The sequence below is a fragment of the Streptodolium elevatio genome (assembly GCF_040649515.1).
GTDB classification, from domain to species: Bacteria; Actinomycetota; Actinomycetes; order Streptomycetales; family Streptomycetaceae; genus Yinghuangia; species Yinghuangia elevatio.
Genome location: NZ_JBEZFP010000091.1, coordinates 1 through 25,368, shown reverse-complemented (window position 1 = coordinate 25,368; position 25,368 = coordinate 1). Strand labels below are relative to the sequence as shown.

The 25,368-nt window shown below is 71.7% G+C and carries 21 protein-coding genes; 7 read left to right on the top strand and 14 right to left on the bottom strand.

The genetic code is table 11. The features are described 5' to 3' along the window. Positions 1-51 precede the first annotated feature (51 nt). A complete protein-coding gene (locus AB0C36_RS28980) occupies positions 52-519 on the top strand; it encodes a MarR family winged helix-turn-helix transcriptional regulator (protein WP_358359564.1) in 468 nt (155 codons plus the stop codon). A 71-nt stretch (positions 520-590) separates the two neighbouring features. Here AB0C36_RS28980 and AB0C36_RS28975 read toward each other — a convergent pair whose 3' ends face one another. The 5 genes from AB0C36_RS28975 to AB0C36_RS28955 form a co-directional block, all read right to left on the bottom strand. Beyond that, the gene (locus AB0C36_RS28975; protein WP_358359562.1) at positions 591-2,039 is read right to left on the bottom strand and encodes an amidase; all 1,449 of its coding nucleotides are present in this window, start codon (positions 2,037-2,039) and stop codon (positions 591-593) included. Positions 2,040-2,098: 59 nt separating this feature from the next. After that, the gene (locus AB0C36_RS28970) at positions 2,099-3,757 is read right to left on the bottom strand and encodes an ABC transporter substrate-binding protein (RefSeq protein WP_358359561.1); all 1,659 of its coding nucleotides are present in this window, start codon (positions 3,755-3,757) and stop codon (positions 2,099-2,101) included. Between the two features lie 514 nt (positions 3,758-4,271). Beyond that, the gene (locus AB0C36_RS28965; protein WP_358359559.1) at positions 4,272-4,874 is read right to left on the bottom strand and encodes a hypothetical protein; all 603 of its coding nucleotides are present in this window, start codon (positions 4,872-4,874) and stop codon (positions 4,272-4,274) included. 215 nt (positions 4,875-5,089) lie between these two features. Further along, positions 5,090-6,289 (bottom strand): SDR family oxidoreductase, encoded by a 1,200-nt coding sequence (locus AB0C36_RS28960; RefSeq protein ID WP_358359558.1) that lies wholly within the window; start codon positions 6,287-6,289, stop codon positions 5,090-5,092. A gap of 305 nt (positions 6,290-6,594) precedes the next feature. After that, entirely contained in the window at positions 6,595-6,999 is a 405-nt protein-coding gene (locus AB0C36_RS28955) for a hypothetical protein (protein WP_358359556.1), read from the bottom strand. A gap of 233 nt (positions 7,000-7,232) precedes the next feature. On the opposite strand from AB0C36_RS28955, the gene AB0C36_RS28950 reads away from it, so the two are divergent. Then, positions 7,233-8,714, top strand: a complete 1,482-nt coding sequence (locus AB0C36_RS28950) for an amidase (RefSeq protein WP_358359554.1) — start codon at positions 7,233-7,235, stop codon at positions 8,712-8,714. Positions 8,715-8,811: 97 nt separating this feature from the next. Here the strand turns inward: AB0C36_RS28950 and AB0C36_RS28945 are convergent, their stop codons facing one another. After that, positions 8,812-10,137 carry an MFS transporter gene (locus AB0C36_RS28945; protein WP_358359552.1) on the bottom strand — a complete coding sequence of 442 codons (1,326 nt, stop codon included), beginning with the start codon at positions 10,135-10,137 and terminating at the stop codon, positions 8,812-8,814. A gap of 239 nt (positions 10,138-10,376) precedes the next feature. Between AB0C36_RS28945 and AB0C36_RS28940 the strand changes: the two genes are divergently transcribed. Beyond that, positions 10,377-11,150: an AraC family transcriptional regulator gene (locus AB0C36_RS28940; protein WP_358359549.1), complete on the top strand. Its 774-nt coding sequence runs from the start codon at positions 10,377-10,379 to the stop codon at positions 11,148-11,150. 407 nt (positions 11,151-11,557) lie between these two features. Beyond that, positions 11,558-11,812, top strand: a complete 255-nt coding sequence (locus tag AB0C36_RS28935) for a hypothetical protein (RefSeq protein WP_358359546.1) — start codon at positions 11,558-11,560, stop codon at positions 11,810-11,812. 57 nt (positions 11,813-11,869) lie between these two features. On the opposite strand, the gene AB0C36_RS28930 is transcribed toward AB0C36_RS28935, so the two are convergent. The 5 genes from AB0C36_RS28930 to AB0C36_RS28910 all read right to left on the bottom strand — a co-directional run bounded on the left by AB0C36_RS28930 (position 11,870) and on the right by AB0C36_RS28910 (position 17,765). After that, on the bottom strand, positions 11,870-13,366 hold the full coding sequence (locus tag AB0C36_RS28930; protein WP_358359544.1) for a B12-binding domain-containing radical SAM protein: 1,497 nt from the start codon (positions 13,364-13,366) through the stop codon (positions 11,870-11,872). Between the two features lie 189 nt (positions 13,367-13,555). Further along, positions 13,556-14,386: an alpha/beta fold hydrolase gene (locus AB0C36_RS28925; protein WP_358359542.1), complete on the bottom strand. Its 831-nt coding sequence runs from the start codon at positions 14,384-14,386 to the stop codon at positions 13,556-13,558. A 22-nt stretch (positions 14,387-14,408) separates the two neighbouring features. Beyond that, on the bottom strand, positions 14,409-14,873 hold the full coding sequence (locus AB0C36_RS28920; protein ID WP_358359540.1) for a nuclear transport factor 2 family protein: 465 nt from the start codon (positions 14,871-14,873) through the stop codon (positions 14,409-14,411). A 154-nt stretch (positions 14,874-15,027) separates the two neighbouring features. Then, positions 15,028-16,626, bottom strand: coding sequence for an alkaline phosphatase D family protein (locus AB0C36_RS28915; RefSeq protein ID WP_358359537.1), 1,599 nt, complete (start codon positions 16,624-16,626; stop codon positions 15,028-15,030). 209 nt (positions 16,627-16,835) lie between these two features. Continuing rightward, positions 16,836-17,765, bottom strand: a complete 930-nt coding sequence (locus tag AB0C36_RS28910) for a YihY/virulence factor BrkB family protein (protein ID WP_358359535.1) — start codon at positions 17,763-17,765, stop codon at positions 16,836-16,838. A 578-nt stretch (positions 17,766-18,343) separates the two neighbouring features. Here AB0C36_RS28910 and AB0C36_RS28905 point away from each other — a divergent pair. After that, positions 18,344-18,730, top strand: coding sequence for an MmcQ/YjbR family DNA-binding protein (locus AB0C36_RS28905; RefSeq protein ID WP_358359534.1), 387 nt, complete (start codon positions 18,344-18,346; stop codon positions 18,728-18,730). Between the two features lie 295 nt (positions 18,731-19,025). Here the strand turns inward: AB0C36_RS28905 and purB are convergent, their stop codons facing one another. The 3 genes from purB to AB0C36_RS28890 form a co-directional block, all read right to left on the bottom strand. Next, complete coding sequence (purB, locus tag AB0C36_RS28900) at positions 19,026-20,471, bottom strand: adenylosuccinate lyase (protein WP_358359533.1); 1,446 nt, start codon at positions 20,469-20,471, stop codon at positions 19,026-19,028. 117 nt (positions 20,472-20,588) lie between these two features. After that, positions 20,589-21,092: a MarR family winged helix-turn-helix transcriptional regulator gene (locus AB0C36_RS28895; protein ID WP_358359531.1), complete on the bottom strand. Its 504-nt coding sequence runs from the start codon at positions 21,090-21,092 to the stop codon at positions 20,589-20,591. Next, on the bottom strand, positions 21,089-21,898 hold the full coding sequence (locus AB0C36_RS28890) for an SDR family NAD(P)-dependent oxidoreductase (protein WP_358359530.1): 810 nt from the start codon (positions 21,896-21,898) through the stop codon (positions 21,089-21,091). Before AB0C36_RS28890 ends, AB0C36_RS28895 begins: the two co-directional genes overlap by 4 nt. A gap of 195 nt (positions 21,899-22,093) precedes the next feature. Here AB0C36_RS28890 and AB0C36_RS28885 point away from each other — a divergent pair, with 195 nt between their 5' ends. Together AB0C36_RS28885 and AB0C36_RS28880 are read left to right on the top strand one after the other, a co-directional pair. Further along, positions 22,094-23,815 (top strand): N-acyl-D-amino-acid deacylase family protein, encoded by a 1,722-nt coding sequence (locus AB0C36_RS28885; protein WP_358359528.1) that lies wholly within the window; start codon positions 22,094-22,096, stop codon positions 23,813-23,815. A gap of 414 nt (positions 23,816-24,229) precedes the next feature. Continuing rightward, positions 24,230-25,291, top strand: a complete 1,062-nt coding sequence (locus AB0C36_RS28880; RefSeq protein ID WP_358359527.1) for a PRC and DUF2382 domain-containing protein — start codon at positions 24,230-24,232, stop codon at positions 25,289-25,291. Positions 25,292-25,368: the final 77 nt, after the last annotated feature.

Genomic DNA, 25,368 nt, shown 5'->3' with positions numbered 1-25,368 from the left:
GGCCTGCGAGCAGGCGTCGGACACGCGGCGGGCAGGCAAGGAGCGAACGAGATGGCAGCGCGAGCGGCCGAGGACGACGTACCCCGGGAGTCGGGCCCCCTGCTGCTCTACGCCGTCAAGCAGGTGGAGCTGGCGGTCCGCGCGCACCTGGACGAGCTCCTGCGGCCGGCGGGCGTGACCGCGCTCCAGTACACGGCGCTGACCGTGCTCGACCGCCGCGACGGGATGACCAGCGCCGAACTGGCCCGGAACTCCTTCGTGACGCCGCAGGCGATGCGCGACCTCGTGACGGCGCTGGAGAGCCGCGGCCTCATCGCCCGGGACCACGACCCCGGGCACCGCCGACGACTGCTCATCACGCTCACGCCCGCCGGCAAGGCGCTGCTGACCGGGACGGACGCGGAGGTACGCGCCCTGGAGGAGCGCATGCTGAGCGGGCTCTCCGCCGTCGAGCGACGGGCGTTCCGCGACTACCTGAACCGCGCACGGACCGCGCTCGCGGGCGGTCCGGCGCACTGACCCGGGCGGTCGGCGGCGGGTACCCCGGAGCGGTGGTACTCCGACGCTCAGCCGCTCCGGGGCTGTGGGGCTCAGCCGTGCGCGGCCGCGATCACCGGACGGCTCCGCGACGTCCCGGCCTCGATCACCGCGGCGGCGTCGAGCAGCAGTTCCTCGCGGAACCGGCCGCCGATGAGCTGCACGCCGGACGGCAGACCCCCGGCGGGCCCGGTCGGGACCGCGACGGCCGGAAAGCCCAGAACCGGAACCGCCTGCAACGGCCACTGAGCGGCCACGACTTCGCGCATGCGGTCGTCGCCGGCCAGGTCCGCGTCCTGCTCCAGCGGCGGTTCGGCCGACACGGGGGTGAGCAGGATGCGGTCGGCTCCCAGGTACTGCTGAAGGCGCGTGATCAGGGTGCCGCGCCGCGCGTAGCCGCGGATGTACGCCGCGAGCGTCGGCTGCTCGCCCCAGATCTCCGCGGCCACCCGGAACGTCGAGGCCAGCGAGTCCTTCACCCCCGCATCCCCGAACATCTCGATCTCCGGCAGCATCGTGCGCAGTTCCTCGAAGAGCAGCAGCGACCACAGGCGTGCCGCCTCGACCAGCTCCGGCAGTTCCGCCGCTTCCTCGACCTCGTGGCCGGCCGCGGACAGGAGGCGGGCGGCGGTGTCGAGTGCCGCGTCCACGGACGGGTGCGGCTTGGCGATGCCGACGTCGCGGACCACGGTGACGCGGATGGGACCGGACCGGGCGAAGCGCGGGACCGCCGGGACGCCGACCGGGTCCCGCAGGTCAGCGCCCGCCATCACCCGCGTCGCGGTCCGCAGATCTCCGACTGTCCACGCCAGCGCGCCCTGGACCGCCATGGTCTGGAACGACATCGGGCTGTCGAACTCCACGTCCCCGGCGGGCTCCCACGCGGACACCAGGCCCACGGTCGGCCGCAGGCCGACGGCCCCGCAGCAGTACGCCGGATAGCGGATCGAGCCGCCGATGTCGTTGCCCTGCGCGATCGGGACCATGCCGGACGCCAGCGCGGCGGCCGCGCCGCCCGACGATCCGCCGGGGGTATGCCCGGCACTCCACGGATTGAGCGTGCGTCCGTGCAGCGCGTTGTCGGTGAACCAACGGACCGCGAAGGCCGGGCTGTTGCTGCGGCCGAGCAGGGTGGCACCCGCGTCGCGGAGCGCGGCGACGCACGCCGCGTCGTCGGCGGCCACGGCGTCGGCCCAGGCCGGGATGCCGTGCGAACTGGCGTACCCGCGCTGCGCGGTGTTGATTTTGGTGGCGACCGGGACGCCGTGCAGCGCGGCCAGGGGCCCTCCGGCGGCCACAGCCCGGTCCAATTCGGCCGCACGGGCCAGGATTTCGTCGGGGCGTACGTCGACAAGGGCGTTCACCACCGGGTTGACCTCGTCGATGCGGCGCAGGAACGCCTCGGCGACCTCGGCCGCCGTGAACTCCTTGGCCCGGATCCCGGCGGCCAGTTCGGCGCCGTCGCGGGTCCACAGCTCGTTGCCGCCAGGGGTGTCGGTCATCGGTGCTCCGTGAGGTGTGCGTGGTGAGGGCGTGGTGCGTTCGCTCGTCGCGTCGGGGGTCATCGGGGCGTCCCACCGAGGTAGGCGGCCCAGGGCATGCCCATGTATCCGAACGACGCGGGTGCGCCACTGATGCGCTTGTTCATGAACATGCGTTCGTGCGGGGCGGCCAGAAAGACGACCGGCACGGTCGGGGTGAACAGGGCCTGGGCCTCGGCGTACGCCTTGGCCGACACATCGGGATCAGAGGCGGCACGCGCCTCCCCGAGCAACCGGGTGACTTCCGGGTTGTTGTAGTTCGTCCAGTTGAACAGGCCGCCGGGGTTCACCATCTCCCCCACGTACGAAGCGGCGTCCGGCATACCGACGTAGCCGAAGGTGAGGACGAGGTCGATGCCCTGGCGGATCGACGGGTCGTAGAACAGCGAGGACATCTCCGTCGGTTGGAGCTGGCGGATCTCGATGCCGACCCCGACCGCCTTAGCCGCCGCCTGGAAGAACGTCAGGATCTGCAGGCCCTTCTGGTCGCCGGCCGGGATGGCCGCCACGAGCGGGCGTGACGGCGCGCCGACCTCGGCGACAAGCCGCTTCGCCGCCGCCACGTCCGGCGGCGGGGCGGACGGCAGCGCCGCATAGGCCGCGTCCAGCCGGGCGGCGGCCGGATCCCCGGCCCAAGTGAGCGGCGGAGCAAGGGACTTGAGCGGGTTCGCGGCCCCGCCGAACACGTTCTTGACCAGCGCGTCCCGGTCCACCGCGAGGGACAGCGCGTCGAGCAGCCTGCGGTCGGCCGCGGGGCTGTCGGCATGGCCCGGCACCAGCAGCACGTTCTGCGTCGACGGCCCGAGGTAGGTGGTGCCGTTCTTGGCCTTCGCGAGCGCGGTGGCACTGGTGGGCGGGAGTTCGTACGTCCCGTCCACCTCGCCGGAGAGCAGCGCACTGGTCAGCGTGTTGCTGTTGGTGATGAAGCGGAAGACGACCTGCGCCGCCTTCGGCTTGAGCTGCGGGTCCCAGTACGCGTCGTTGCGTTCGAGAGTGATGCTGTCGCCGGACTTCCACGAGGCGAGCTTGTAGGGGCCGGTGCACATGAGGCCGCCGGTGGGCGTGCCGTAGCCGGCTCCGACCTTGCGGGCATACGCCTCCTGGCCGACCGCGCCGAACGAGGTGGCCAGCGCCTTGCGGAGGCCCTGGTCGTACGCCTTGGTCCGCAGCGTCACCTGGTTCGGCCCGGTGATGTCGATGCCGGTCACGCCGGCCAGGTAGCTGCCGTAGAGGCCCTGGGTCTGCGGGTCGGTCTGGCGCCGGAGGCTGTGGACCACGTCCTCGGGCCGCATCGGGGAGCCGTCCCAGAACGCCACACCGGGCCGCAGGTCGAGGACCAGAGTGCGGTCGTCCGTCCACGCGGCCTTCTCGGCGAGGCCGGGAGCCAACGAGAGGTCGGCGTTCATGCGTAGCAGTGTGTCGCACAGGTTGGCCTCGACCGTCTGCGGCGAGTAGTCGCCGACCTTGGCCGGGTCGAGGGTGGTGGGCTCGCCGTACGGCAGGGCCCAGGTGACGCGGTCCACGGGCTCGGTGCCGGGCGGCGTGGTGGCGCTCAGGTCCGCGGGGGCGGCGTTCGGTGCCCCGGATCCGGAGCCCGGCGAGCAGGCCGCCGTGGCGACCAGGCCCGCGCTCATGCACGCACTCACACACGCGACAAGCACGCGTCTTCTTGCGGCCATAGCCGATGCTCCTTGCGAGAAGGCGGGAAGAAGGGAGGTGCCCGGCGCGCACGCCGCCCAGGGCCCGCGGGCGGCGGCACACCGAGATAAACGAACGTCATATAACGTTGTTTCATCTCCCAGGCTTCCACCCCGTGAACAAGACCGTCAACCCCCTCCACCCGGCGCAACCGCCCGGCGCCCCACAAACCCCGACCGCCGCAGCCGATCCCGAACTACCGACGGTTTCGGCGTGAGCCCCGCGGGCCGCGCCGAAAACCCGCCACCTCGTACGCCCCGGGACACCCGACGTGCGTCGGCTCCTCGGCCGACAGCCGACTTGGCGCCCGAGGCACGCCAAACCTTGGGGGCGCAGCCGCCATCGCCCCACGGCAGGCGTCGCCATCGCCCAACCAACGGTCTACTCCGACCAGTTCACACCGTGTCGCGCTCGGGGCACGGGCAATCGGTGGCGCACAGCACTGCGGCGCGGGCCCCATGGGGACCCGCGCCGCAATGTGCGTCCAGCCGTACGTCAGTCGGTGATGAACCAATTGCCGCCGGTGTATTCCAGCGTGTGATCGCCGAGATCGTTCTCGGTGAACCTGGCACCGCCCTTGACCGCCGTGGCGGGCATCTCGACCTTGGCCGGGTTGACCACCACGACCTTCGTCCCGTCCACGGTCGCGGTCCGCAGCGCCGCCTTCTGCGCGGCCGGGAACATCTGCAGCATGATCGTGAAGCCCTCGCGGCAGGGACCGTCGTAGCCCTTCATCGCAGGCCCCGCAATCTCGCACATCACGTCGATGTCCTCGCGGCCGACCGCGTGGAGGTAGTCCTCGTACCGCTGGATCGCCCCCTCCTTGGACTTCGGCGCCGCGACCGGCCCCGATGGAGGGGCCGACGACGCAGGCGCGGACGAGGGCTTCGCGGATGTCGCGGACGGCTGGGTGGCCGCGGAGTCGGACGGCGACGGTGCGGACGAGGACTGGGCTGTTGTCGGTACGGACGAGGCAGTCGCGGGTGCCGAAACCCCGCTCGACGACGGCGGCGACGTGGACTTGTCGCCGCTGTCGTCTTCTCCGCATGCGGACAAGACAAGTACGCAGGCAACGGCCACGCCGGCAAGCGCGCGCATCAGGCACTCCCCTCGGCAGGAATCCGAAGTGCCCGATGCTACCGCTGCTTTTGTGCTATCTCCGCATAGAGCGCGCGTTTCGTCCTTGCGCGCTCGTGACGCGCCGACGGCCACCGCGCCGCTTCCCGAGCCCCCGACCTGCTCCCCCGCCTCCCGCTTGGGGCACCCGTCCGGCAATTCGGCGGGTGCCCCCTTCGGGGATGCCGGCCGAGGCCTCAGCCGCGGGCCGACATCACGAACCGGACGTCGGACTCGACGTTGCGCAGTACCTGATCCGCCGTCAAAGCGGCAGGCCCGCCAGGGAGTTCGGGGGCGCCGAGGGAGGTGGCGAAGACCTCGCCCGCGCCCAGGATCGTGCTTCCCGCGGCCTGCACCGCGAGGACGTCGCGTACCCGGCCCGGCAGCGTTCGCCACCCCGGGTAGTCCGCCAGCGAGGCCTTGGCCGGGTCGTGGAACTCGGGCTCGGCGAGCCGCAGTCCGGCACGCCACGCGGTTTCGGCGACCTGCCGGGCGAACTCCTCGCAGGTCGGCGCGGCCTGGCCGGCACACGCGTGGTAGAGCGAGGGCAGGCGCGAGGGGTCGCGTACGGCGACGTTCGCGAGCGCCGCCACCGCCCGCGCGAGCACGTCGCGCGGGATCATGTCGAGCCGCTGGTGCGGGCCGCAGGCCGAGGTGGCGACGCCGGAGAGCAGCATTTTGATGTGGCCGTGCACGGACTGCGGTTCGGGGGTCCAGCCGGTGCCGGTGTCCCCCATCACCACGGACGGGCGCACGACGCAGGCGCGTGCGTCGGACGCGGCGACCGCGCGCTCGGCGGCGATCTTCGACTCCAGGTACGTCAGCGGGCGCGCCGCGCAGTCCCCGGGCAGGAACGCGGCGGCCTCGCGGGCCTGGTCGATGTGGCCGACGAACGCGGTGGATATATGGATCAGCGGCGCGTCCGCGTCGTGTGCGAGTTCCGCGACACGGCGCGATCCCGACACGTTGACGCAGTGGAAATCGTCGGCGTTGTCGTCGAAGCAGGCGCGGCCGCCGGCGTGCACGACGACGTCGGCACGTGCGGCCAGATCCGACCAGGCGCCGCTGTCGAGGCCGAGGCGCGGCGACGCGAGGTCGACGGGGACCTCGGCGTGCGCGTGCGAGGAGGCGCGGCGGCCACGAAGGGCCACCACGTAGAAGTCGGCCCGCAGCGCGCGGGCGATGGCTTCGCCGACCACGCCGGTGGCGCCGGTCAGCAGGACGACCGGAGGGTCGGACGGAGGATCGCCGTCCTCGGCGGGCTCCTCGGTCGGAACGGGAAGGGCGCCCAGATCGGGCGGGGGCGTCGGGGACGGGAGTGCCGCCGACGCGGGTACGGGTGCGGGTACGACCACCGGCACGCGTACCGGACACAGGGGCTCGGACAGGCGGGACAAGGTGTTCACCTCGCTTCACCGGCCACCGCTGGGGTGCGGGGCATCCTTCCCGAAACGTAGGCGGAACGGGTGACCCGTGCCACTCGAACGACTACTGCCTGCGATCACCCCAGGTTGGAACCCCTGTGCCGGTCTCGAACACGGCGGCGAAACCACGCAAACCGCTATCGAACACACGAACGAACACCGGATCGGCTCTGCGCTTGTGACCACCACCAGTCGGCCCGCGGTGCCGCGTCACCCACCATGTCCGCCCCCTGCCCCATTCGGAGCAACCCGCGCCGCCCGTGCGGAGCGAATGCGGGTCACAGGCTCGCATGGAGCAACGCGGCGTCCACGAAGGGGCGTTCGACGGTCGGCGGCCAGCGCCAGGACAGGGGCCAGGTCTCGCCGTCGAGGGCCGGGACTCCGACGTACGCCTCGCCCGTGCGCCGCCCGAGGTACGTCGTGCCCGGCGGCCACCGGTAGGGGGCGCCCGCCCCCGGTGCCAGGAAGAAGTACAGCGCCTGGCGGCGGCTGCGGTTCTCCACGACCGGCCCCGGCACTGCCGCCGCCAGGAACAGGCGGTCGGCGACCGCGTCGCCGTAATCCCCGTCGATACGCACGACCTCGAAAGCGAGCCCGACCTTGCGCAAGGCGTGTCCGTACGTCGGAACCCAGTCGAGCACCCCGGCGAATCGCTCGGGGACGGGCGGGTTGTGGGAGTTCATGCCGCCGCCCCGGCACGCCGGTCGGCGGCCGCGTCGGTACGGCAGGCCCCGCTGCTGTGTCGCTCGCTGCGCTCGCTCATACACACACGGTCCCGCACGACGGCGTGTGTTACCAGTAGTCACAGATGTGCGGATTGCCGCGGCGCGCTCCCCTGGCACGCCTTGATTCGCGCCCGGTACGCTCGACGGAGAGCTACTCGCGAGTAGCAACGCCTCGGCGAGGAGGAGCGGCGGTGGAGTACGACGAGTACCGCAAGCACGACGCGATCGGCCTGGCCGGCCTGGTGGCGAGCGGCGAAGTGAAGCCCGCCGAACTCCTGGAGACCGCGATCTCGCGGGCCGAGGAAGTCGACCCGCGGCTCAACGCGATCGTCCGTCCGATGCACGACATCGCCCGGGAGCGCGCCAAGTCCACCCTGTCCGGCGCCTTCGCGGGCGTGCCGTTCCTGATCAAGGACCTGATGCAGGACTACGCCGGCCTGCCGACCGGCTCCGGCTCGCGGTCACTGGCCAGGCAGCCGATGCCGCAGCACGCCGAAGTGGTGCGGCGGTGGCTGGACGCCGGACTCGTCGTGTTCGGCAAGACCAACACTCCCGAGTTCGGCGCCAAGGGCATCACCGAGCCGCAGGTCGACGGCCCAACCCGGAATCCGTGGAACACCGCGCACACGCCCGGCGGTTCGAGCGGCGGCTCGGCGGCCGCGGTGGCCGCCGGGATCGTCCCCGCGGCGGGCGGCAACGACGGCGGCGGCTCGATCCGCATCCCCGCCGCGTGCTGCGGCCTGTTCGGCCTCAAGCCGAGCCGCGGCCTGGTGCCCAGCGGCCCGTCGTACGCGGAGGTCCTGCACGGCGCCGCGGTGCACGGCGTACTGACCCGGAGCGTGCGCGACTCGGCGCTCATGCTCGACGTCATCGCCGGCCACGACCCGGCGGGGCCGTACATGCCCGGCGCGTCGGACGGCCCGTACCTCGAACTCGCCCGGCGCGAACCCGGGCGCCTGCGCATCGGGTACGCCACGGTGTCGCCGATCGGCACCGACGTCTCCCCCGAGGCGGTCGCGGCCGTCGAGGACGCGGTCGCACTGCTGCGCGAACTCGGCCACGAGGTCGAGGAGGCGACCACCGGCGTCGACGAACGCCAACTGGCCCGGGACTTCCTGACGATGTGGTTCGCGTCGATGGCCGCCGAGGTCGACCACGTGCGGCAGGCGACGGGTTGCGGCGAGGACCAGTTCGAGCTGGACACGCGGATCATGGCCGCGGTCGGGCGTGCGACGAACGCGCCGACGTACATCGCGTCGCACAACCGCTGGAACGAGCACAGCCACCGACTCGCGGTGTTCCACGAGACGTACGACCTGCTGCTGACCCCCACGCTGGCGCATCCGCCCGCGCGGGTGGGGCAGTTGGCGACACCGGCGTGGATGGCGGCGGCGAGCCGCCTGCTCCTCGCGGTGCGCGGTGCGGGGCTGCTGGCGAAGACCGACCTGGTCGACCGGGTCGCGGACGAGAACCTGCGGTGGACGCCGTACACGCAGTTGGCGAACATCACCGGGCGTCCGGCAATGTCGGTGCCGACGTACTGGACGAAGGGCGGTCTGCCGCTCGGTGTGCAGTTCGTCGGCGGCTTGGGGACCGAAGGGCTCCTGCTCTCGCTGGCGACGCAACTCGAAGAGGCACGGCCGTGGTTCGACCGGAGGCCGCCGATCGGCTGACGCCGGGACGGGCACGCGGCGCCGCCGGACGCGTTGTCGGCGGCGCCGCGCTTCGTCGTTCGTGTCGTGATTCGTTGCCGCGTTTCGTTGCTGTTCGTCAACTCACTCTCGTGCGCTGGTTGTTCGTGCCTTCGTCGGCGCCTGCCGGCGGTGTGCCGGGTTCGCTCAGGAACTTACCCAGAGCAAGCGTGACGATCGGTACGAAGCACAGAATCAGGAACACCGCCTGCGGCCCGCTCGCGTCGGCGGCGAACCCGAACACCGGGGAGATCAGGCCGCCGACGCTCACCGCGAGCCCCAGCGTGACCCCTGCCGCGGTACCGGGACGGGTCGGCAGGTAGTCCTGACCGAGCTTGACCAGCACGGCGAACGGGATGTTGAGCGCGACTCCGGTGAGCAGCGCAAAGAGCAGCGGCACGTACGGTCCGGGCGTCGCGCGCAGGCCGACCAGCATCGGGATCACCAGCACACCGCCGAGTTGCACGGTACGCACGAGCCCGATGCGGTCCGCGATCCGTCCGCCGGCCAACGTGCCCAGCACGCCTCCGCCGAGGAAGAACGCCAGGGCGACGCCGCCGAGCACGTCCGAGGCGTCCAAGTACCGGATCCAGTACAGCCCGATGAAGGTGCTGACCCCGAAGAACGTGACCGAGCGGACGACTTCGATGCCGGTCAGGACCAGGAACGGCGCCCAGCGGTCCTCGCCGGTACGCGACTTGGACGCCGCGGCGGCGAGGGCACGTTGGCGGTGCCGGTTGCGGTGCAGGACGTACGCGACGAGCACCGCGGGCGGGATGAACAGCGCCGTCGAGCCGACGCCCCACGCGACGAGCGCGGGCGTGGCGAGCACCGGCGCCATGAAGAATCCGACGCTGCCCCCGGCCGCGAACACGCTCATCGCGGCGGTGCTTTCACCGGCCTGTTCGCGGGCCGCCTTGCCCGCCGCCGGGTGGAACATGGCAACGCCCAGGCCGGACAGCAGGATCAGCGCCCACACCGCCCAGTACGGCTGCATCAGTCCGGAGAAGCCGAGCCCGAGGCCCGCGAGCCCGACACCGGCGGCGGCCATCCAGCCCGCGCGGTAGCGGTCGACGACGACACCGAGGAAAGGCTGCGGGATGGAACTGCCCAGGGTCGCCGCCAGCGTCAGCCCCGAGGCGGCGACGTAGCTGTAGTCGCGTTCGAGGACGAAGTACGGCACGCTCGCGGGCACGAGCCCTTGGTAGAGGTCGTCCACGGCGTGTGCGATGCCCCAGAGCCGCATCCGCCGCCACACGGTCGGGTCGGCCCGCGGCCTGGCACTCTCGCCGGACCCCCGGACGCCGATGGCCTCGGCGGCTTCGGCGGCGTCCGTGGACCCGTCCTTGGCAATATCGTTTGCGGCGTCGTCTGCGGCCCCGGTGGCGGCCGCGTGCGCTCTCATGTGCGAGTCGTCCCTTCTGGTGAGTCCGGCGGGTGAGACCGGCCGATGGCTCCGGCTGGCATGTCCGGTCCAGGTGGGTTCCAGTACGACTGGCACCTTTATGCCTGGTACCTGTCTGCCTGGTCCCGTTGGACCAGCTTTCCGGTCGCCGCACCTTGGGAGCTGTCGATACTCGGACGCCTTCTACCGACAACCCGCCAATCTGCGCCGGGAAGCGGGCTCGTTATCCTGGCCGGACCATGTCGATCACCCGGAAGCCCCTGGACGGCCCGACCCGAGCGCCCATGGCGCACCGGGAACGGGTGGAGTGGCACGACCATGCGGTGAACCAGCTCATCGCGCCGGGCCTCGGGGTGCTCCAAGTCTCCACGCAGACCGGCTCGTGGGTCGTGCCGCCGCACCGGGCGGTGTGGATCCCGGCCGGGGTCGCGCACGCGCACGAGGCGCACGGGCCCAGCGAGTTGCGGACGCTCTGCTTCCCGACCGACGTCAACCCGCTGCGCCTGGACCGGCCCACGGTGCTGTCGGTGTCGCCGCTGCTGCGCGAGGTCGTCGCCGTACTCACCGGAGCCGAGCATGTGCCGGACCGGGAACGGGAGTTGACGCCGGGGCAGCGCCGCAATCTGGAGCGCGTGGCCCTGGACCAGTTGCAGCGCGTGGAGGCCTTGCCTCTCGGCCTGCCGACGCCGCGTGACGCGCGGCTGCGGGACGTCGCCGCCCTGCTGGCCGCGGATCCGGGCGACGAGCGGACGCTCGCCGAGCTGGGCGCGGCGGTGGGAGCCGCGGAGCGTACGCTCAGCCGCCTGTTCCGGGCCGAGACCGGGATGAGCTTCCCCCAGTGGCGCGGCCAACTGCGGCTCCATCACTCGCTCAAGCTGCTCGCCGGCGGCGCGTCCGTCACCGGCGCCGCGGCGGCGTGCGGGTATGCCACGCCGAGCGCGTTCATCGAGGCGTTCCGACACGCGTTCGGCACCACACCCGGTGCGTACCGCCGCGAAGCCGCGTTCGCCTGAGCCGCCCGCACCGGACACCGCCCCCGCCCCGCCCGATGACCACGGCGAGGCGGTGTCAGCGGGGCGGGATACCGTACCGACGAGATTGAGGCCGGTCAGAGCACCTTCGAGGTCCGCGGTCATGGGGGGTGGGGCCGGATGGGCACAACTGAACACCGGAACGCCCTCATCGAGGAGGCCCAACCGGCAGCCGTACCTCACCCCCCTTCCGCGCTTCCCGCCGCTTTCGGAGACATCGCCGGCTCCGCGCGCACCGCCTCGCCTGCACCACCGCGGCGCAAGGCGCCCAATCGCCGTGGGCGGTCTCGACGAACTTCAGGATGCGCGCGTTGACGTACTCGGTTGCGGTCGAGGGCCCCGTACGGGCGGCGTAGCGTGGATGGCAGGACACCGGAGGGAGAAGCACGATGCCCGGATCCGTCACCGCCAGCCACCACGCCCACACCGCGTCCGTCGGTCACGCCGACGCCGAGAGGCTGGTCGCCGTCCTCGCCGAACTCGGCCGCATGATCGATGCCGCCGGCCCCGAGCGCCTCGACGACGCCCAGCTTGCCGCCCTGCGCGGCGACCACTCGCAGGACCGCACGGAAATGTCCGCCTGGATGCACCAGATCGCCGCCGAACTTGGCGGCCAACTGCACCACGGCCTCGGCCACGCCTGACACCGGATACCTGACCGCCGACGCCCGCCCGACCTTCTTCCTACTCCCCTCGACTGGTCAATCGGGGGCAGCGCCGCTCGCCGCGAAGCCCCCCTGTGGGGAGCGCGGCACGGCCCCCGCGGCTGGGCGCTCGTGGTCGGCGGGGATGGAGGTGCCGGCATCCGCTGCTGTGTTCGGGCGATGCCGGCCGAAAGCGGTGAGAGTGCGTTCCAGGAGTGGGAGGGCATCCAGGACTCGGCCGTACCGGATCAGCGCGTCCCAGGCCGGCTCGAGCTTCTTCCAGCCGCCCGCGTACGCCAGGTGCCGCAGCCGTTCGCGCGGATGCGCGTGCGTGGCGGCCGAGCGTCCGATGTTGCGCCACGTGTAGAAGTCCCGGTATGCACGCCAGTATCCGTTCTCCAGTTGCCCCGGCGTCAGCCCGACGGGGTCGTAGACGACGTGCCGGGTGTCGTACAGGTCCCAGTCGCGGTGCCGGATGCGGCCGGCGGCCTCCATGCGGCGGAACTGGCCGGTGCCGGGGTAGGGCGTGAGGATGTGGAACGTGGCCGTTTCGACGCCTGCGCCGACGGCCCACTCGACGGTTCGGGCGAAGACGTCCGGCCCGTCGTGGTCGAGGCCGAAGACGAAGCTGCCGTTGACCATGACGCCGCAGTCGTGGAGGCGGCGTACGACGGCGGAGTAGTCGCGCCCGACGTTCTGGGTCTTGCGGGTGTCGGGAAGATTGGGGCTGTTGACCGACTCGAACCCGACGAACAGGCTGCGCAGCCCCGCGTCGCGGGCCCGTTCCAGGAGACCGGGTTGCAGGACGGATTGCACGGTCCCGGCGGCCTGCCAGACGCGTCCCATACCGCGCATGCCCGCGAACAGGGCTTCCGCGAAGCGGCGGTTGCCGAGCAGGTGGTCGTCCAGGAAGTACAGGTGTCGGCCGGGTAGTCGGTCGATCTCGGCGAGGGCGTCGTCGACGGCTTGCACGTAGAAGCTCTTGCCGCCCTCGAAGAAGGCGTCCTTGTAGCAGAAGTCGCAGTGATGCGGGCAACCCCGAGAAACGACAAGGGAATTCGGTACAAGGTAGTGGTGACGCTTGATCAGGTCCCTTCGTATCGGCGGCAGTGCTTCCAGCGTGCGGAGCGTGGAGGTGTAGCGCGGGCGGGGGTGCCCGTCGCGGAACTCCTTGAGGAACAGCGGCCACGTGTCTTCGCCAGGTCCGAGGAAGATGCTGTCCGCGTGGAGGGCCGCCTCGTCGGGGAGTGACGTGACGTGGAGGCCGCCGAGGACAACGTACGAGCCGTGCGCGCGGAACATGTCGGCGAGTTGGTACGCGCGGCGGGCGGAGGTGATGTACGGCTGGATGACCACCAGGTCGGGGCGTGCCCCGAGCATCGCGGCCAGGTCGAGGGGCTCGACGTGCTCGTCGTACAGGTCGATCTCGTCGTCGGGGTCGAGGTATCCGGCGAGGGTGGCCAGGCCGAGGGGTGGGAACAGCGCGTACTTGACGGGACGGCGGGCGGGCCCGGTGGCTTCCGTCAGCGCCGGGAGGATCATGGTGACACGCATCGGGATCCCTTCGGTGGCAGGGGGTTTCCCCCGAAGTCCACAGCCATGGAAGCCGATGCGGCACGGCGGCCGTCGGGCCGCTGCCGGAGATCCGGTGCGGGTTGTGTGGAGAATTTCGCCAGGTCGCCGCCCGCGTGTGGTCGGGGGCGACGGTCGAGCGGGGCTGGCCCCGGAAGTTGGCGACGGGGGCTAGCCCAGGAAGTCGGCGACCGTCGCGGTGAACCGGGCGGGGTCGTCGCGCCACGGGTAGTGGCCTGCCCCGGGCTGCACGACGACTTCCGCGTGCGGGAAGAGATCCGCGAACTCCTCGGTCGACGGCGGCGGGCTGTTCAGGTCGTACTCCCCCACGAGCAGCAGGACCGGGGCACTGCACGTCTTCAGCGCCGCCCGCGTCGCGGCCGGGTCGAAGACGCCCTCGGCCCCGTACATCCGCACGGCGTCGTCGTTGTCCGGTTGGCTCGCCGCGTGGAAGGCGCGCGCCTCGTCGTCCCAACGGCCGTGGAGGAACGGCGTGATCGCGTCCCAGTCGGCGTCGCCCCCGGACAGCAGCACGTCGAGGGCGGCGTACGCCTCGGCGAACCACGCCTCCCGTACCCGGAGTTGCGCCACGCCCCGGCGCATCTCCCCGGTGATGTCGACGCCGACGGCGCGCGTACTGGGGCCGACCAGGACGAGGCGGCGTACGCGTTCGGGATGGCGCACCGCGTACAGCACCGCCAGGTTCACGCCTCCGGAGTGGCCCAGCAGGTCGATCTGCGCAAGTCCGAGGTGTGCGCGAAATGCCTCGACGTCGTCCACAAGGCGGTCGCAGCGGTACGCGTCAGGGTCCTCGGGCCTGGCCGATCCCCCCGTGCCACGCAGGTCCAGGGCCGTCAGGCGGCGGTGTACGGTCAGGCCGCCGAGATCGCCGAGGTACGCGGAGGCACTGGGGCCGCCGGGCAGGCAGATCAGCGGCTCGCCGTCCCCGTCGGCCCGGTAGGCAAGGCGGGAGCCGTCGTCGGGAGCGGGGAAGGTCGGCATGGGCGCGAGCCTGCCACGCGCTTCAGGGCGAGGGCAACGTTGCCGTCGGGGCGCTGTCGCAGGCGCGGGCGACCGCGCCGGGGTCCCAGTAGAAGGGGCGGCATTCGAGCATACGGCCGTTCCGGACCGTGATGAGCTGCAGGATGGAGGTGTCGACGTCCTGTCCCGTCGCGCGGGCCCGGAAGCGCACCCGGCTGTGCACGACGACGGTGCCGGCGTCGCCCCAATGGGCCTGGTCCAGGAACTCCATCGACTCCCAGGTCTCGCTGAAGGCCGCCAGGAACCGTTCCAGACCGTCGTGGCCCCGCCATGTTCCGCTGCCGGTGAACGGCAGGCCGGGCGCTTGGTGCAGGACGACTTCGGGGTCCAGGTACGCGGCCACCGCCGCGTAGTCGGCCTTGCCGTAGCCGCCCGCGGCCACGTACGCGGCCTCGGCGGCATAGAACTTCTGCATGACGGACCAGGCGTCATCGGGGGCTGTGGGCACTGTGGTTCCTCCGTTCCACCGGGCAGCCTGCCGTCGTGGGCCGAAATCGGCTGGCGGGAAACGGACTTCGCAGTACCCGGCCCGGCCCGGGGAAGCCGGCCCCCGGGCCCGCCCTACCGCACGCGGCGGCGGGCCCGGGGAGCGGCGCCGACGGTCAGACCGGGGTCGTCGCGGGCACCACTCTCTTCGTCGCGCCGTCCAGCGCAAAGGACTTGAGGTGGGTCACCGCGCTGTCCGGCTTCGCGCGGTCGGCGACCTTGTACCAGTCCATCTGCACCCGTGCCTTGGTCACGTCGAGGATGCCCACGCCATTGGATTCCGCCTCACCCCACCGGAGATGCGGGTTCATGGCCAGGATCGCGGCGATGATCTGGGCCCCGGCGCCGCCCGGGAACAGGCTGCCGAACGGCGTCGACGTCACCGAGCTGACCACGAACTGCGCGGCCACCGGCGCCCCTCCGCCGGGCGCCGGAACCTCACCCGCCCACGACGAGTGCAGGTCGCCGGTCAGGAACACCGTGTTGCGCCGGTCGTGGTCGCGCAGGTGGGTGAACAGTTCGTTCTGGTCGGCGCGGTAGCCGTCCCACTGGTCGGCGTTGATGGTGACGGGCGGGTTCGCCTGGCCCGTGGGCAGACGCCAGGGAGCGGCCATGACCGAGCTGCCGATCAGGTTCCAGGTGGCGTTTCCGCGCGCGAGTCCGCTCTTGAGCCAGCTCATCTGCGGGCGGCCGGTCAGGGTACGGCCCGGGTCGTCGAGTCCCGCGTTGTCGGTCGGGTCGACCTGTTGCGACCGGAAACTGCGCAGGTCGAGCATCGTCAGGTCGAGGAGCCTGCCGAAGGCGAGGCGGCGCTGCGTGGAGCCGTGCACGTCCTGGCGTACCGGCAGCCACTCGAAGTAGGCCTGCTTCGCCGCCTTGGACCGCTCGGCCCACGTCCCTTCCGTCGCCGGGTCGTGGTCGCGCGCGCCGCCGGACCACGCGTCGCCGGCCTGCTCGTGGTCGTCCCACGTGGCAACGATCGGCGCGGCCGCATGCATCGCCTGGAGGTCGGGGTCGGTGCGGTACTGCCCGTGCCGGGCCCGGTAGTCGGCCAGGGTCCGGCATTCGCCGAGTGGCTCCATCGGGCGTACGTCGGTACTGCCCGGGTGGCCGGCCCCGGACGCGAACTCGTAGATGTAGTCCCCGAGATGGATGATCGCGTCGAGATCTCCGCGCCGGGCCAGGTGGCGGTAGCCGGCGAAGTAACCGTTGCCGTAGCTGACGCACGAGGCGATCCCGAACCGCAGGCCCGCGACGTCCTGGCGGCTCGCCGGGGCGGTCCGGGTGCGGCCGACGGGCGAGCGGTCGTGGAGTGTGCGGAAGCGGTAGTGGTACGTGGTGGCCGGGCGCAGTCCGCGTACGTCCACCTGCACGGTGTGGTCGCGGTCGGGCCCGGTGGCGGCGATGCCCGCGCGTACCGGACGGTGGAAGTCCGGGTCGGCGGCCACCTCCCAGAACACGAGGCTGGACGGCCCGCGCCGCGAACCCGGGCGGCAGCCCGGCTCGGGGGTCACGCGGGTCCATATGACGACGCCGTCCGGCAGCGGGTCGCCGGACGCGACGCCGTGCAGAAAGGCCGTCCCTTTGCCGGTGCCGGAGGCGGCCGCCTCGCCGGCGTGCGCGGCGGGCGCCGAGGCCACCCCCACGGCGGCGGCTCCCGAGGCGGCGGCCGTGATCTTCACGAAGTCGCGGCGGTGCAGCGGAATTCTGGTCATGGCGCGCGAAGCTAACAGCGCACGGCAACAACCGGAACGACTCCGCCCAGGTATTCCATTTAGGTCTGGCGAACACCCGGCGATGCATCGATCACGCACACATCCCGCCCGGTCGGCGGTCCGTTTCACGGAGCAACGGGGCCCGCGAATCAACCTTCAGCCACGGAGCAACGGAGCAACGGGATCAACGGGATCAACGGGGCTGCGGATCACTCGGCGAACTGCCGGTAATCCTCCGGGTGCCATTTGCGGGTGTCACGTGGATGGACATAGGGCTCCTCCTCTTCCGGCAGCCCGCCGGCGATGGCACGGCCCCGGGCGAGTTCTGCGTCGAACTCCAGGCCGAGGAGAATGGCGAGGTTGGACAGCCGCAGCCAGACCAGGAACACCATGACCCCGCCGATCGCGCCGTACGTCTGGTTGTAGTGCGAGAAGTTCGCGACGTACACGGCGAACAACGCGGACGCGCCCATCCACAGCACCAGCGCGACCAGGCTCCCCGGCGTGACCCACCGCCAGCCCTCCGAGCGGACGTTCGGTGCGCACCAGTAGAGCAGTGCGAGCATCACGCCGAACAGCACGAACAGTGTGGGCCACTTCGCAAAGGCCCACGCGGTCAGCGCGGCATCGCCCAACCCCAGCGCGTCCCCCGTACGCCGCGCTATGCCGCCGGTGACGACCACCACCAGTGCGCCCGCGCAGCCGAGCAGCATGAGCCCCAGCGTGAGGGTGATGCGTACCGGCGTGACCTTCCACAGCGGCCGGCCCTCCGGCACCTCGTAGACCGCGTTGGCCGCCTGGATGAACGCCCGCACATACCCGGAGGCCGACCACACCGCCCACGCGAGGCCCACGACGGCGAGAACGGACCCGACGCCGCCGCTGGTGCGCTGCAACTCCTCGATCGCGTTCGCCGCCACATCGTGCGCCGAACCGGGCAGGGCCTGTTGCGCGTCGTCGAGCACGGCATCGGTCACCGACTCCCCCGCCAGGCCGAGCACCGCGATCGCCAGCAGCAGGGCGGGGAACAACGACATGACGCTGTAGTACGTCAACGCCGCCGAGCGCGCGGCGAGTTCGTCCTCGCGGAACTCGTGCGCGGTACGCCGCAGCGCGTCCCACCAGCCCCGCCACCCCAAGGCAATAGGCGTATCCGGCTCACGCCGCTCCACCCTCCGGCTCGGCCCGACCTCCGCCGCCCGGTCCGGCCCCCGATCCCCCGCCCGCCGCCGCACCCACCGCCAAATGTCCACACCCAAGAAGTAACCCGAGCAGCCCCACTCACTCCTATCAAGACCACCGCCCCAGCGATACGCCGTGCGTCCGCCGCGGAATGGAGTTCCGCAAAGCGTCGGTCCGGGGGTGTTGGGCTGTGGGGAAGAGTGCCGGAGTGGCCGGGTGTGGCCTCTAGGCTTGTTGGACACGCCGTTGAGGAAGCTTTGTGCGCGTCGTCGTGTACCGGGTCGGGGTCAATCGCTACGCCTCACACCAACGGACGGTGTCCCTCGCACTTATGCATCCCGACGAGCGCAAGGACTGGCCGCGTGCACCGAAGAGGTGGCGCGGACCGTGGAGGGGCTTCGGGCCTGCGGCAGGTGCGTCAAGGACCCGGTGGAGTACGTTCCCGCGGCGCCGCAGGTGGCGTCGGCAACCTGAGGCGGGACCTTGACCGCGCGGACGCGGGCGGTTGTCGGGGGTGGCGGGTAGAACGGTTCGCATGCCCACTGAGCAGGATGTTCGCCGGATGATGTTGGCCTTCCCGGAGGCCGAGGAGATTGTGATCGACGCGTGGGGCGACCAGCCGACGTTCCGCGTGCGCAAGAAGATGTTCGGGATGATGGGCTACGGGGCTCCGACGGTCTGTCTCAAGGCCACGCGCGAGACGCAGGCGGCGTTGCTGGAGGAGGCGCCCGAGGTGTTCTCGCCGCAGCCGTTCTTCGGGCGCTTCGGATGGATCGATGTGGTCCTGGACCGGATCTCGGCCGAGGAGCTGGCGGAGCTGGTCGAGGACGCCTGGCGGCTGACGGCGCCGAAGCGGGTCGTGAAGGCGTACGACGCGGCGCGGGACGCGGCTGAGGGGGACGGCGGTCAGGACCAGGGGTAGAGGCCGTAGCCGTCGTCGATCCAGGGGCGGACCCAGGTGCAGAAGTCCCCTGCCCAGGCGAGTCGGCCTCGTCGGGGGCGGGCCGGAAGCCGTCGCGGACTTCGGCGTTCCGCCGGTGCGTCCTCGGCGGCCAGGGAAGCGAGTTCGTCCGGGTCGACGCCGTGGCGTACGCGGGCGGGGGTCCAGTCGACTCCGATGGTGTGCCTCCCCGGGACGAGACGTGTGGTGCCCGCGCGGAAGGCTCCGCACGGGCACCATGTTCACGGCATCGGGCCGCCGGTTCAGGCGGCGTGGGCTACAGGATCGCGCCCGGGCGGTACTTCACGGCCTCGGGGTGACGGGTCGTCACGTCCTCGACGCGGCGTACGACTTCGGCGACCTGGGAGGACGCGGCGCCGGTGAAGGACAGGCGGTCGGCCAGCAGGGCGTCCAGCGCCGCACGGTCCAGCGGGAGGCGCTCGTCGGCGGCCAGGCGGTCGAGGAGTTCGTTGCGCTCGGCGCCCTGCTCGCGCATCGCGAGGGCGGACGCGACAGCGTGCTCCTTGATGACCTCGTGCGCGGTCTCACGGCCCACGCCCGCGCGCACGGCGGCCATGAGGACCTTGGTGGTCGCGAGGAAGGGCAGGTAGCGGTCGAGTTCGCGCGAGATGACGGCCGGGAACGCGCCGAACTCGTCCAGCACGGTCAGGAAGGTCTCGACGAGGCCGTCGAAGGCGAAGAACGCGTCGGGCAGCGCGATGCGGCGGACCACCGAGCACGACACGTCGCCCTCGTTCCACTGGTCCCCGGCGAGTTCGGCGGTCATCGACATGTAGCCGCGCAGGATGACCATGAAGCCGTTGACGCGTTCGCACGAGCGCGTGTTCATCTTGTGCGGCATCGCGGACGAGCCGACCTGGCCGGGCTGGAAGCCCTCGGTCACCAGTTCGTGCCCCGCCATCAGGCGGATCGTCTTGGCGAGCGAGGACGGCCCGGCGGCCAGCTGCACGAGGGCCGTCACGACGTCGAAGTCGAGCGAGCGCGGGTAGACCTGGCCGACGCTGACGAGCGTCGCGTCGAAGCCGAGGTGCGCGGCGACCCGGCCTTCGAGGTCGGCCAGCTTGTCCTGGTCGCCGCCGAGCAGGTCGAGCATGTCCTGCGCGGTGCCGACCGGGCCCTTGATGCCGCGCAGCGGGTAGCGGCCGAGGAGGTCGTCGAGGCGGGCGTACGCCACCAGCACCTCGTCGGCGATGCCGGCGAACCGCTTGCCGAGGGTGGTCGCCTGCGCGGCCACGTTGTGCGAGCGGCCGGCCATCACCAGCTCGGCGTTGTCCGCGGCCAGCTCGGTGAGGCGCGCGAGGACGGCGACGACGCGGTCGCGTACGAGCTGGAGCGACTGGCGGATCTGGAGCTGCTCGACGTTCTCGGTCAGGTCGCGGGACGTCATGCCCTTGTGCACGTGCTCGTGCCCGGCCAGCGCGTTGAACTCCTCGATCCGCGCCTTGACGTCGTGCCGCGTGACGCGCTCACGCTCCGCGATCGAGGCGAGGTCGACGTTCTCGACGACGGCTTCGTAGTCGGCCAACGCCGCGGCGGGTACGTCGATCCCCAGGTCGGCCTGCGCACGCAGGACCGCGAGCCACAGGCGGCGCTCGAGGACGACCTTGTGCTCGGGCGACCACAGGGTGGCCAGCTCGGCGGAGGCGTAGCGGTTGGCCAGAACGTTCGGGATGCGGGGCTTGCTCGCAGGCTGGGGCGTCACGTTCCGCAATCTTAATCGCCTGCCGACGCCGTCCCCGCACCGCGCCCCTCCGGTCGTGCGGCACGGTGCCTCGGAGGCGCCGGCAGCGTCGGACGTGCCGGGGCGGGGCCGGAGGCCTCAGAACGCGTCGGACAGGCGGCGCATGAGTGCCGTCGCCGTGGCGAGGTCCCCCTCCGACCAGTCCGCGACCCGTTCGGCGAGTGCCGCCCGCAGCTCCGCGCGCATGGCGCGGGACGCGGTCAGCCCGGCGCGCGTCGTGCGCACCTCGACCACCCGGCGGTCCCCGGGCGTGGCGTGGCGGGTGATCCAGCCGCGCCGTTCGAGCACGGTGAGTGCCTTGGAGGTGTGCGACGCGTGGGCGACCACGCGTTGCGCGAGCTCGCCGACGCGCCGGTCCTCCTCGCGGACGTGCAGCATGAGGCGGAACGCGAGCAGGTCCAACTCGTGGGCGTCGGCGATCCGTTGCTCGATGCGGCTGTACGCGATGCGCCGCGAGGCCTCGCCGAACGCCTTGTAGAACTGCTCGACGGCATCGGCGTTGCGGCCCGTGCCCCCGCCCGTACTCCCGCCCGCGCCGTGACCGTCATCGTCGCCGTCGCCGTCGCCGTCAGCTCTGCTCACGACGAGGCCCTGTCTTCCTCCGGAACCGGCTGCCACACCACGCCGTTGATCGCCCCGCCGCCGTCCACGAAGAGGGTGTTGCCGGTGACGTACCGGGAGTCCTCCGAGGCCAGGAACAGCGCCACACCGCCGATGTCGCTCTCCGGGTCGCCCATGCGCCCCATCGGGTTCATCGCCTCTGCGGCCGCGGCCTGCTCGGGGTTGGCGGCGGCGTACGCGGCGAAAGCCTCGGTCTTCGCGCCCGGGCAGATCACGTTGGCGCGGATCTGGTACTGCGCCCATTCGCGGGCCGCGGACCGCGTGTACGCCCGCAGCGCTTCCTTCCCGACGTTGTACTCCGCCGTGTAGAGGTGGGCGTTGACGCCGTTCAACGAGCAGATGTTGATGACAGAGCCGCCGCCCGCGTCGCGCATCGGCGCGAAGGCCGCCTGCATCGTCCAGCGCCCGGCCCACAGCGCCATGTCGAGGCCGTGCGCGAACATCGCGTCGGTCTTGTTCTCCAGGCGGTTGGTGTGCCCGCCGCCCCACGCGTTGTTGACCAGGACGTCGATCCGCCCCCAGCGCTCGACCGCGGACGTGACCAGGCCCATCGCGAAGTCGCGGTCGGTGACGTCGCCGACGAGCGTCAGCGTCTCGACCCCGAACTCCCATTCCAGCGCCTGCGCCGCGGCCCGGGCCGGCTCCTCGCGGATGTCGTTGACCACGATGCGGCAGCCCTCGCGGGCGAACCGCCGGGCGATGCCCTTGCCGATGCCGGCTCCCGAGCCGGTGATCACCGCGACGTGGTCCTGCAGGCGTCCGCTCATGACCAGGTGCCTCCGTAAGTCAGGCCTCGTGCCCCCGAGAAATTGGTTACCCGACGTACATATCGAAGATGATTGACCAAATCAAGAGATCCGCGCGCGGCCGCCGGGGAAACCATTGCAAGGTCAAGGAGTCCGGCCTACTCTCGGCCGCGAGCCGGGGGCACCTGGGGCTCGACGGGCAAAGGGAGTTGGCACATGGACGACCTGGTGATCCGCGGCGGCACGGTCGTCGACGGAACCGGTGCGGCGCCGCGTACCGCCGACGTGGCGGTCAACGGCGGCCGGATCCGCGAAGTGGGCGCACAGCTGCCCGCCGGACGCCGGGAGATCGACGCCTCGGGGCTGCTCGTCACGCCCGGATGGGTCGACGTCCACACGCACTACGACGGCAACCTGCTGTGGGACCCGCTGCTCACGCCGTCGTCGACGCACGGCGTCACGACGGTCGTCACCGGGAACTGCGGCGTCGGCCTCGCGCCCGTGCGGCCCGCCGACCTCGACTGGACGATCGCGCTGATGGAAGGCGTCGAGGACATCCCCGGTGCGGTCATGCGCGGCGGACTGGCCTGGGACTGGGAGAGCTTCCCGGAGTACCTGGACGCGGTCGCCCGCGTGCCCCGCGCGATCGACGCCGCCACACAGGTCCCGCACGCCGCCGTCCGCGTGTACGCCATGGGCGAGCGCGGCATCGACCACACGGCCGTCCCCACCGACGACGAGATCCGCCGCATGGGCGAGCTCACCGCCGAGGCGGTCGTCGCCGGCGCGCTGGGCTTCAGCACCTCGCGGTCGGTGAACCACCATGCGTCGGACGGACGCCTCACCCCGACGCTGACCGCCCGCGCGGCCGAACTCGTCGGCATCGCCGAGGCGGTGGGCCGGACCGGCCTGGGGGTCTTCGAGGCGGTGTTCGAGGACCCGGTCGACGCGCACTTCGAGATCCTGCGCCGCATGTGCGAGGTGAGCGGGCGGCCGATGTCGGTGACCACGTTGCAGCGTCCCGGCCGGCCGAGCGACGGCTACCGCGACATCCTGCGGCACCTCGAGGCCGCAAACGCGGCGGGGCTGCGGATGCGCGGCCAGGTCGCGCCGCGCCCGGTCGGCCTGCTGATGTCCCTCGCGGGGCGGGTCCACCCGCTGCTGGGCTCGGCCACGTACCGGTCCTTGGCCGCGACGGCGGGGTCGGCCTCGTCCGGCGACGCGGCGGGGGCCGCGGTGACGACGGCGTTGCGCACGCCGGACGTACGCGAACGCATCCTCGCCGAACTGCGGGCCTCCGGGACGGACCCCGCCGCCCGATTCGCACACTCCTTCGAACTCGGCTCCCCGCCCAGCTGGGACGCCGACGTCCGGCGCTCGCTCAACGCCCTCGCCGCGGCCCGCGGCACCGACCAGCTCGAAGTGGCGTACGACGTCGTCGTGGGCGGCGGCACGATCTACACGCCCGTCGCGAACTTCACGGACGGCGACCTGACGGCGGTACGCGACATGCTCGTCCACCCGCTGACCGTGCCGGGGCTGGGCGACGGCGGCGCGCACTGCACGATGATCGCCGACTTCGACTTCCCGACGTTCCTGATGTCGTACTGGGCCCGCGATGTCGCGCAGGACCAGCGGCTGCCCGTCGAGTGGGTGGTCAAGCGGCAGTGCGCGGACACCGCGGCGCTGGTCGGCCTGACCGACCGCGGCGTCCTGGCCCCCGGCCTGAAGGCCGACATCAACCTGATCGACTTCGACCGACTCGGGACCACCTCGCCGCGGATCGCCAGGGACCTGCCCAGCGACGGGCCGCGCCTGCTCAGTTCCGGCGTCGGCTATGTCGCCACGGTGGTCTCGGGAGAGGTCGCCTTCGAGGCCGGCGAGCACACGGGTGTCCTCGCGGGGGCGCTGGTACGCGGCGGGAGCGCCGCAGCGTAGGGGCCGAGGAGTGGCGCACAAGCGTGTGATCCTCGCAATCCTCGCGATCTCGGCGGGCCGCCTCGGGCTGCCTCGGGCGGCCGCCGAGATCGCGAGGAAATTGGTTCGTTTATAGGCTGATCATGCGGTAAGCATCAGATTGACCGGGTTTGCCAGGCAAGAGCCCGACCGGCAGTACGGCGGGCAGGCCCACACCCGTTGATCCTCCAGTTAGTTCATCGGATTCTCTCCGTCTCCAAGACCGTTCGCGCGCTTGCGCCGTCGTCGGCGTCGCCGCGCGGGCTCGGCTGCGGCGCATGCCCGCGGCTGCCCACGAACGAGCCCACGGACAAACCCACGGAGCCGAGCCCGCGGAGGAGAAGCCACAACGACCGAAGCGACACAGCACGAAACAACGCAGCAGTGGAGGCAGTAATGATCACCCGCGATCAGATACCCGCCGTGCTGGATCATCCCGTGTACGACGCGGAGGGCCACAAGGTCGGCCCGGCCAAGCACGTCTTCTTCGACGACGCCACGGGGCGACCGGAATGGGTCACGGTGAAGACCGGGCTGTTCGGGGGCAACGAATCGTTCGTGCCCATCAGGGACGCCACGATGACGGACGGGCACGTGGAGGTGCCGTACCCGAAGAGCAAGATCAAGGATGCGCCGAACGTCGACGTCGATGCGGGCGGCCACCTGTCGGCACAGGAAGAACGCCGGCTCTACGACTACTACGGCATCGCCTGGGACGAGGCCTGGCAGAAGGCCAACCAGCCGGGCGAAGGCGGATGGGCCCGTTCCGACGACAAGACCGGGACTGCGGGCACCGCCGGTACTGCCGGAGCGGCGGGCGCGGCCGGGGCTGCTGGAGCCGCGGGTATCGCGGGCCGCAGTTCTGCCGGTGGCGACACGAAGGCCGCCTCCGGCACGGCGGCAACCGGGACAGCGGCATCCGGGAAGACAGCGTCCGGCACGGCAGCAGCATCCGGGACGGCCGCGACAGGCAAGACCGCAGCCGGCAGGACCGCGGCGGGCATGCAGGCGGGAGCAGCCGACACCGGCGGCGCCATGACCCGCTCCGAAGAGCACATGCACGTCGGCGTCGAGCGCCACGAGGCCGGACACGCGCGCCTGCGCAAGTACGTGGTGACCGAGGAAGAGCAGCAGACCGTGCCGCTGCGCCATGACGAGGTCCGCGTCGAACGCGAGCCCATCACCGAAGCGAACCGCTCGGCCGCCATGGCGGGTCCGGAGATCTCCGACTCGGAGCACGAAGTCACCCTGTACGCCGAGGAGGCCGTGGTCGAGACACGCGTGACCCCGGTTGAGCGCGTGCGCCTCACCACCGAGGAGCACGTCGAGGAGGAAACGGTGACGGGCACCGTGCGCAAGGAGCGGATCGAGGCCGATCTGCCCGCCGACGACGACACCCGCCGCGACCTCCAGGGCCGTCGGACCGATTCGGGCGACACCAAGGGCGAAACCAAGTAGCGACAGCGCGAGCGCCGCTGGGAAGGCCGGATAGACGATCTTCGGCAGTTGGCCGTGGAGGCGGCGGAGACCGGCGG

What these genes read in the sequence shown, in the direction of transcription:
- AB0C36_RS28980 (WP_358359564.1), top strand. Translation starts at nt 52, where the DNA reads ATGGCAGCGCGAGCGGCCGAGGACGACGTACCCCGGGAGTCGGGCCCC.
- AB0C36_RS28975 (WP_358359562.1), bottom strand. Translation starts at nt 2,039, where the DNA reads ATGACCGACACCCCTGGCGGCAACGAGCTGTGGACCCGCGACGGCGCC.
- AB0C36_RS28970 (WP_358359561.1), bottom strand. Translation starts at nt 3,757, where the DNA reads ATGGCCGCAAGAAGACGCGTGCTTGTCGCGTGTGTGAGTGCGTGCATG.
- AB0C36_RS28965 (WP_358359559.1), bottom strand. Translation starts at nt 4,874, where the DNA reads ATGCGCGCGCTTGCCGGCGTGGCCGTTGCCTGCGTACTTGTCTTGTCC.
- AB0C36_RS28955 (WP_358359556.1), bottom strand. Translation starts at nt 6,999, where the DNA reads ATGAACTCCCACAACCCGCCCGTCCCCGAGCGATTCGCCGGGGTGCTC.
- AB0C36_RS28945 (WP_358359552.1), bottom strand. Translation starts at nt 10,137, where the DNA reads ATGAGAGCGCACGCGGCCGCCACCGGGGCCGCAGACGACGCCGCAAAC.
- AB0C36_RS28940 (WP_358359549.1), top strand. Translation starts at nt 10,377, where the DNA reads ATGTCGATCACCCGGAAGCCCCTGGACGGCCCGACCCGAGCGCCCATG.
- AB0C36_RS28935 (WP_358359546.1), top strand. Translation starts at nt 11,558, where the DNA reads ATGCCCGGATCCGTCACCGCCAGCCACCACGCCCACACCGCGTCCGTC.
- AB0C36_RS28930 (WP_358359544.1), bottom strand. Translation starts at nt 13,366, where the DNA reads ATGCGTGTCACCATGATCCTCCCGGCGCTGACGGAAGCCACCGGGCCC.
- AB0C36_RS28925 (WP_358359542.1), bottom strand. Translation starts at nt 14,386, where the DNA reads ATGCCGACCTTCCCCGCTCCCGACGACGGCTCCCGCCTTGCCTACCGG.
- AB0C36_RS28915 (WP_358359537.1), bottom strand. Translation starts at nt 16,626, where the DNA reads ATGACCAGAATTCCGCTGCACCGCCGCGACTTCGTGAAGATCACGGCC.
- AB0C36_RS28905 (WP_358359534.1), top strand. Translation starts at nt 18,344, where the DNA reads ATGCCCACTGAGCAGGATGTTCGCCGGATGATGTTGGCCTTCCCGGAG.
- AB0C36_RS28890 (WP_358359530.1), bottom strand. Translation starts at nt 21,898, where the DNA reads ATGAGCGGACGCCTGCAGGACCACGTCGCGGTGATCACCGGCTCGGGA.
- AB0C36_RS28885 (WP_358359528.1), top strand. Translation starts at nt 22,094, where the DNA reads ATGGACGACCTGGTGATCCGCGGCGGCACGGTCGTCGACGGAACCGGT.
- AB0C36_RS28880 (WP_358359527.1), top strand. Translation starts at nt 24,230, where the DNA reads ATGATCACCCGCGATCAGATACCCGCCGTGCTGGATCATCCCGTGTAC.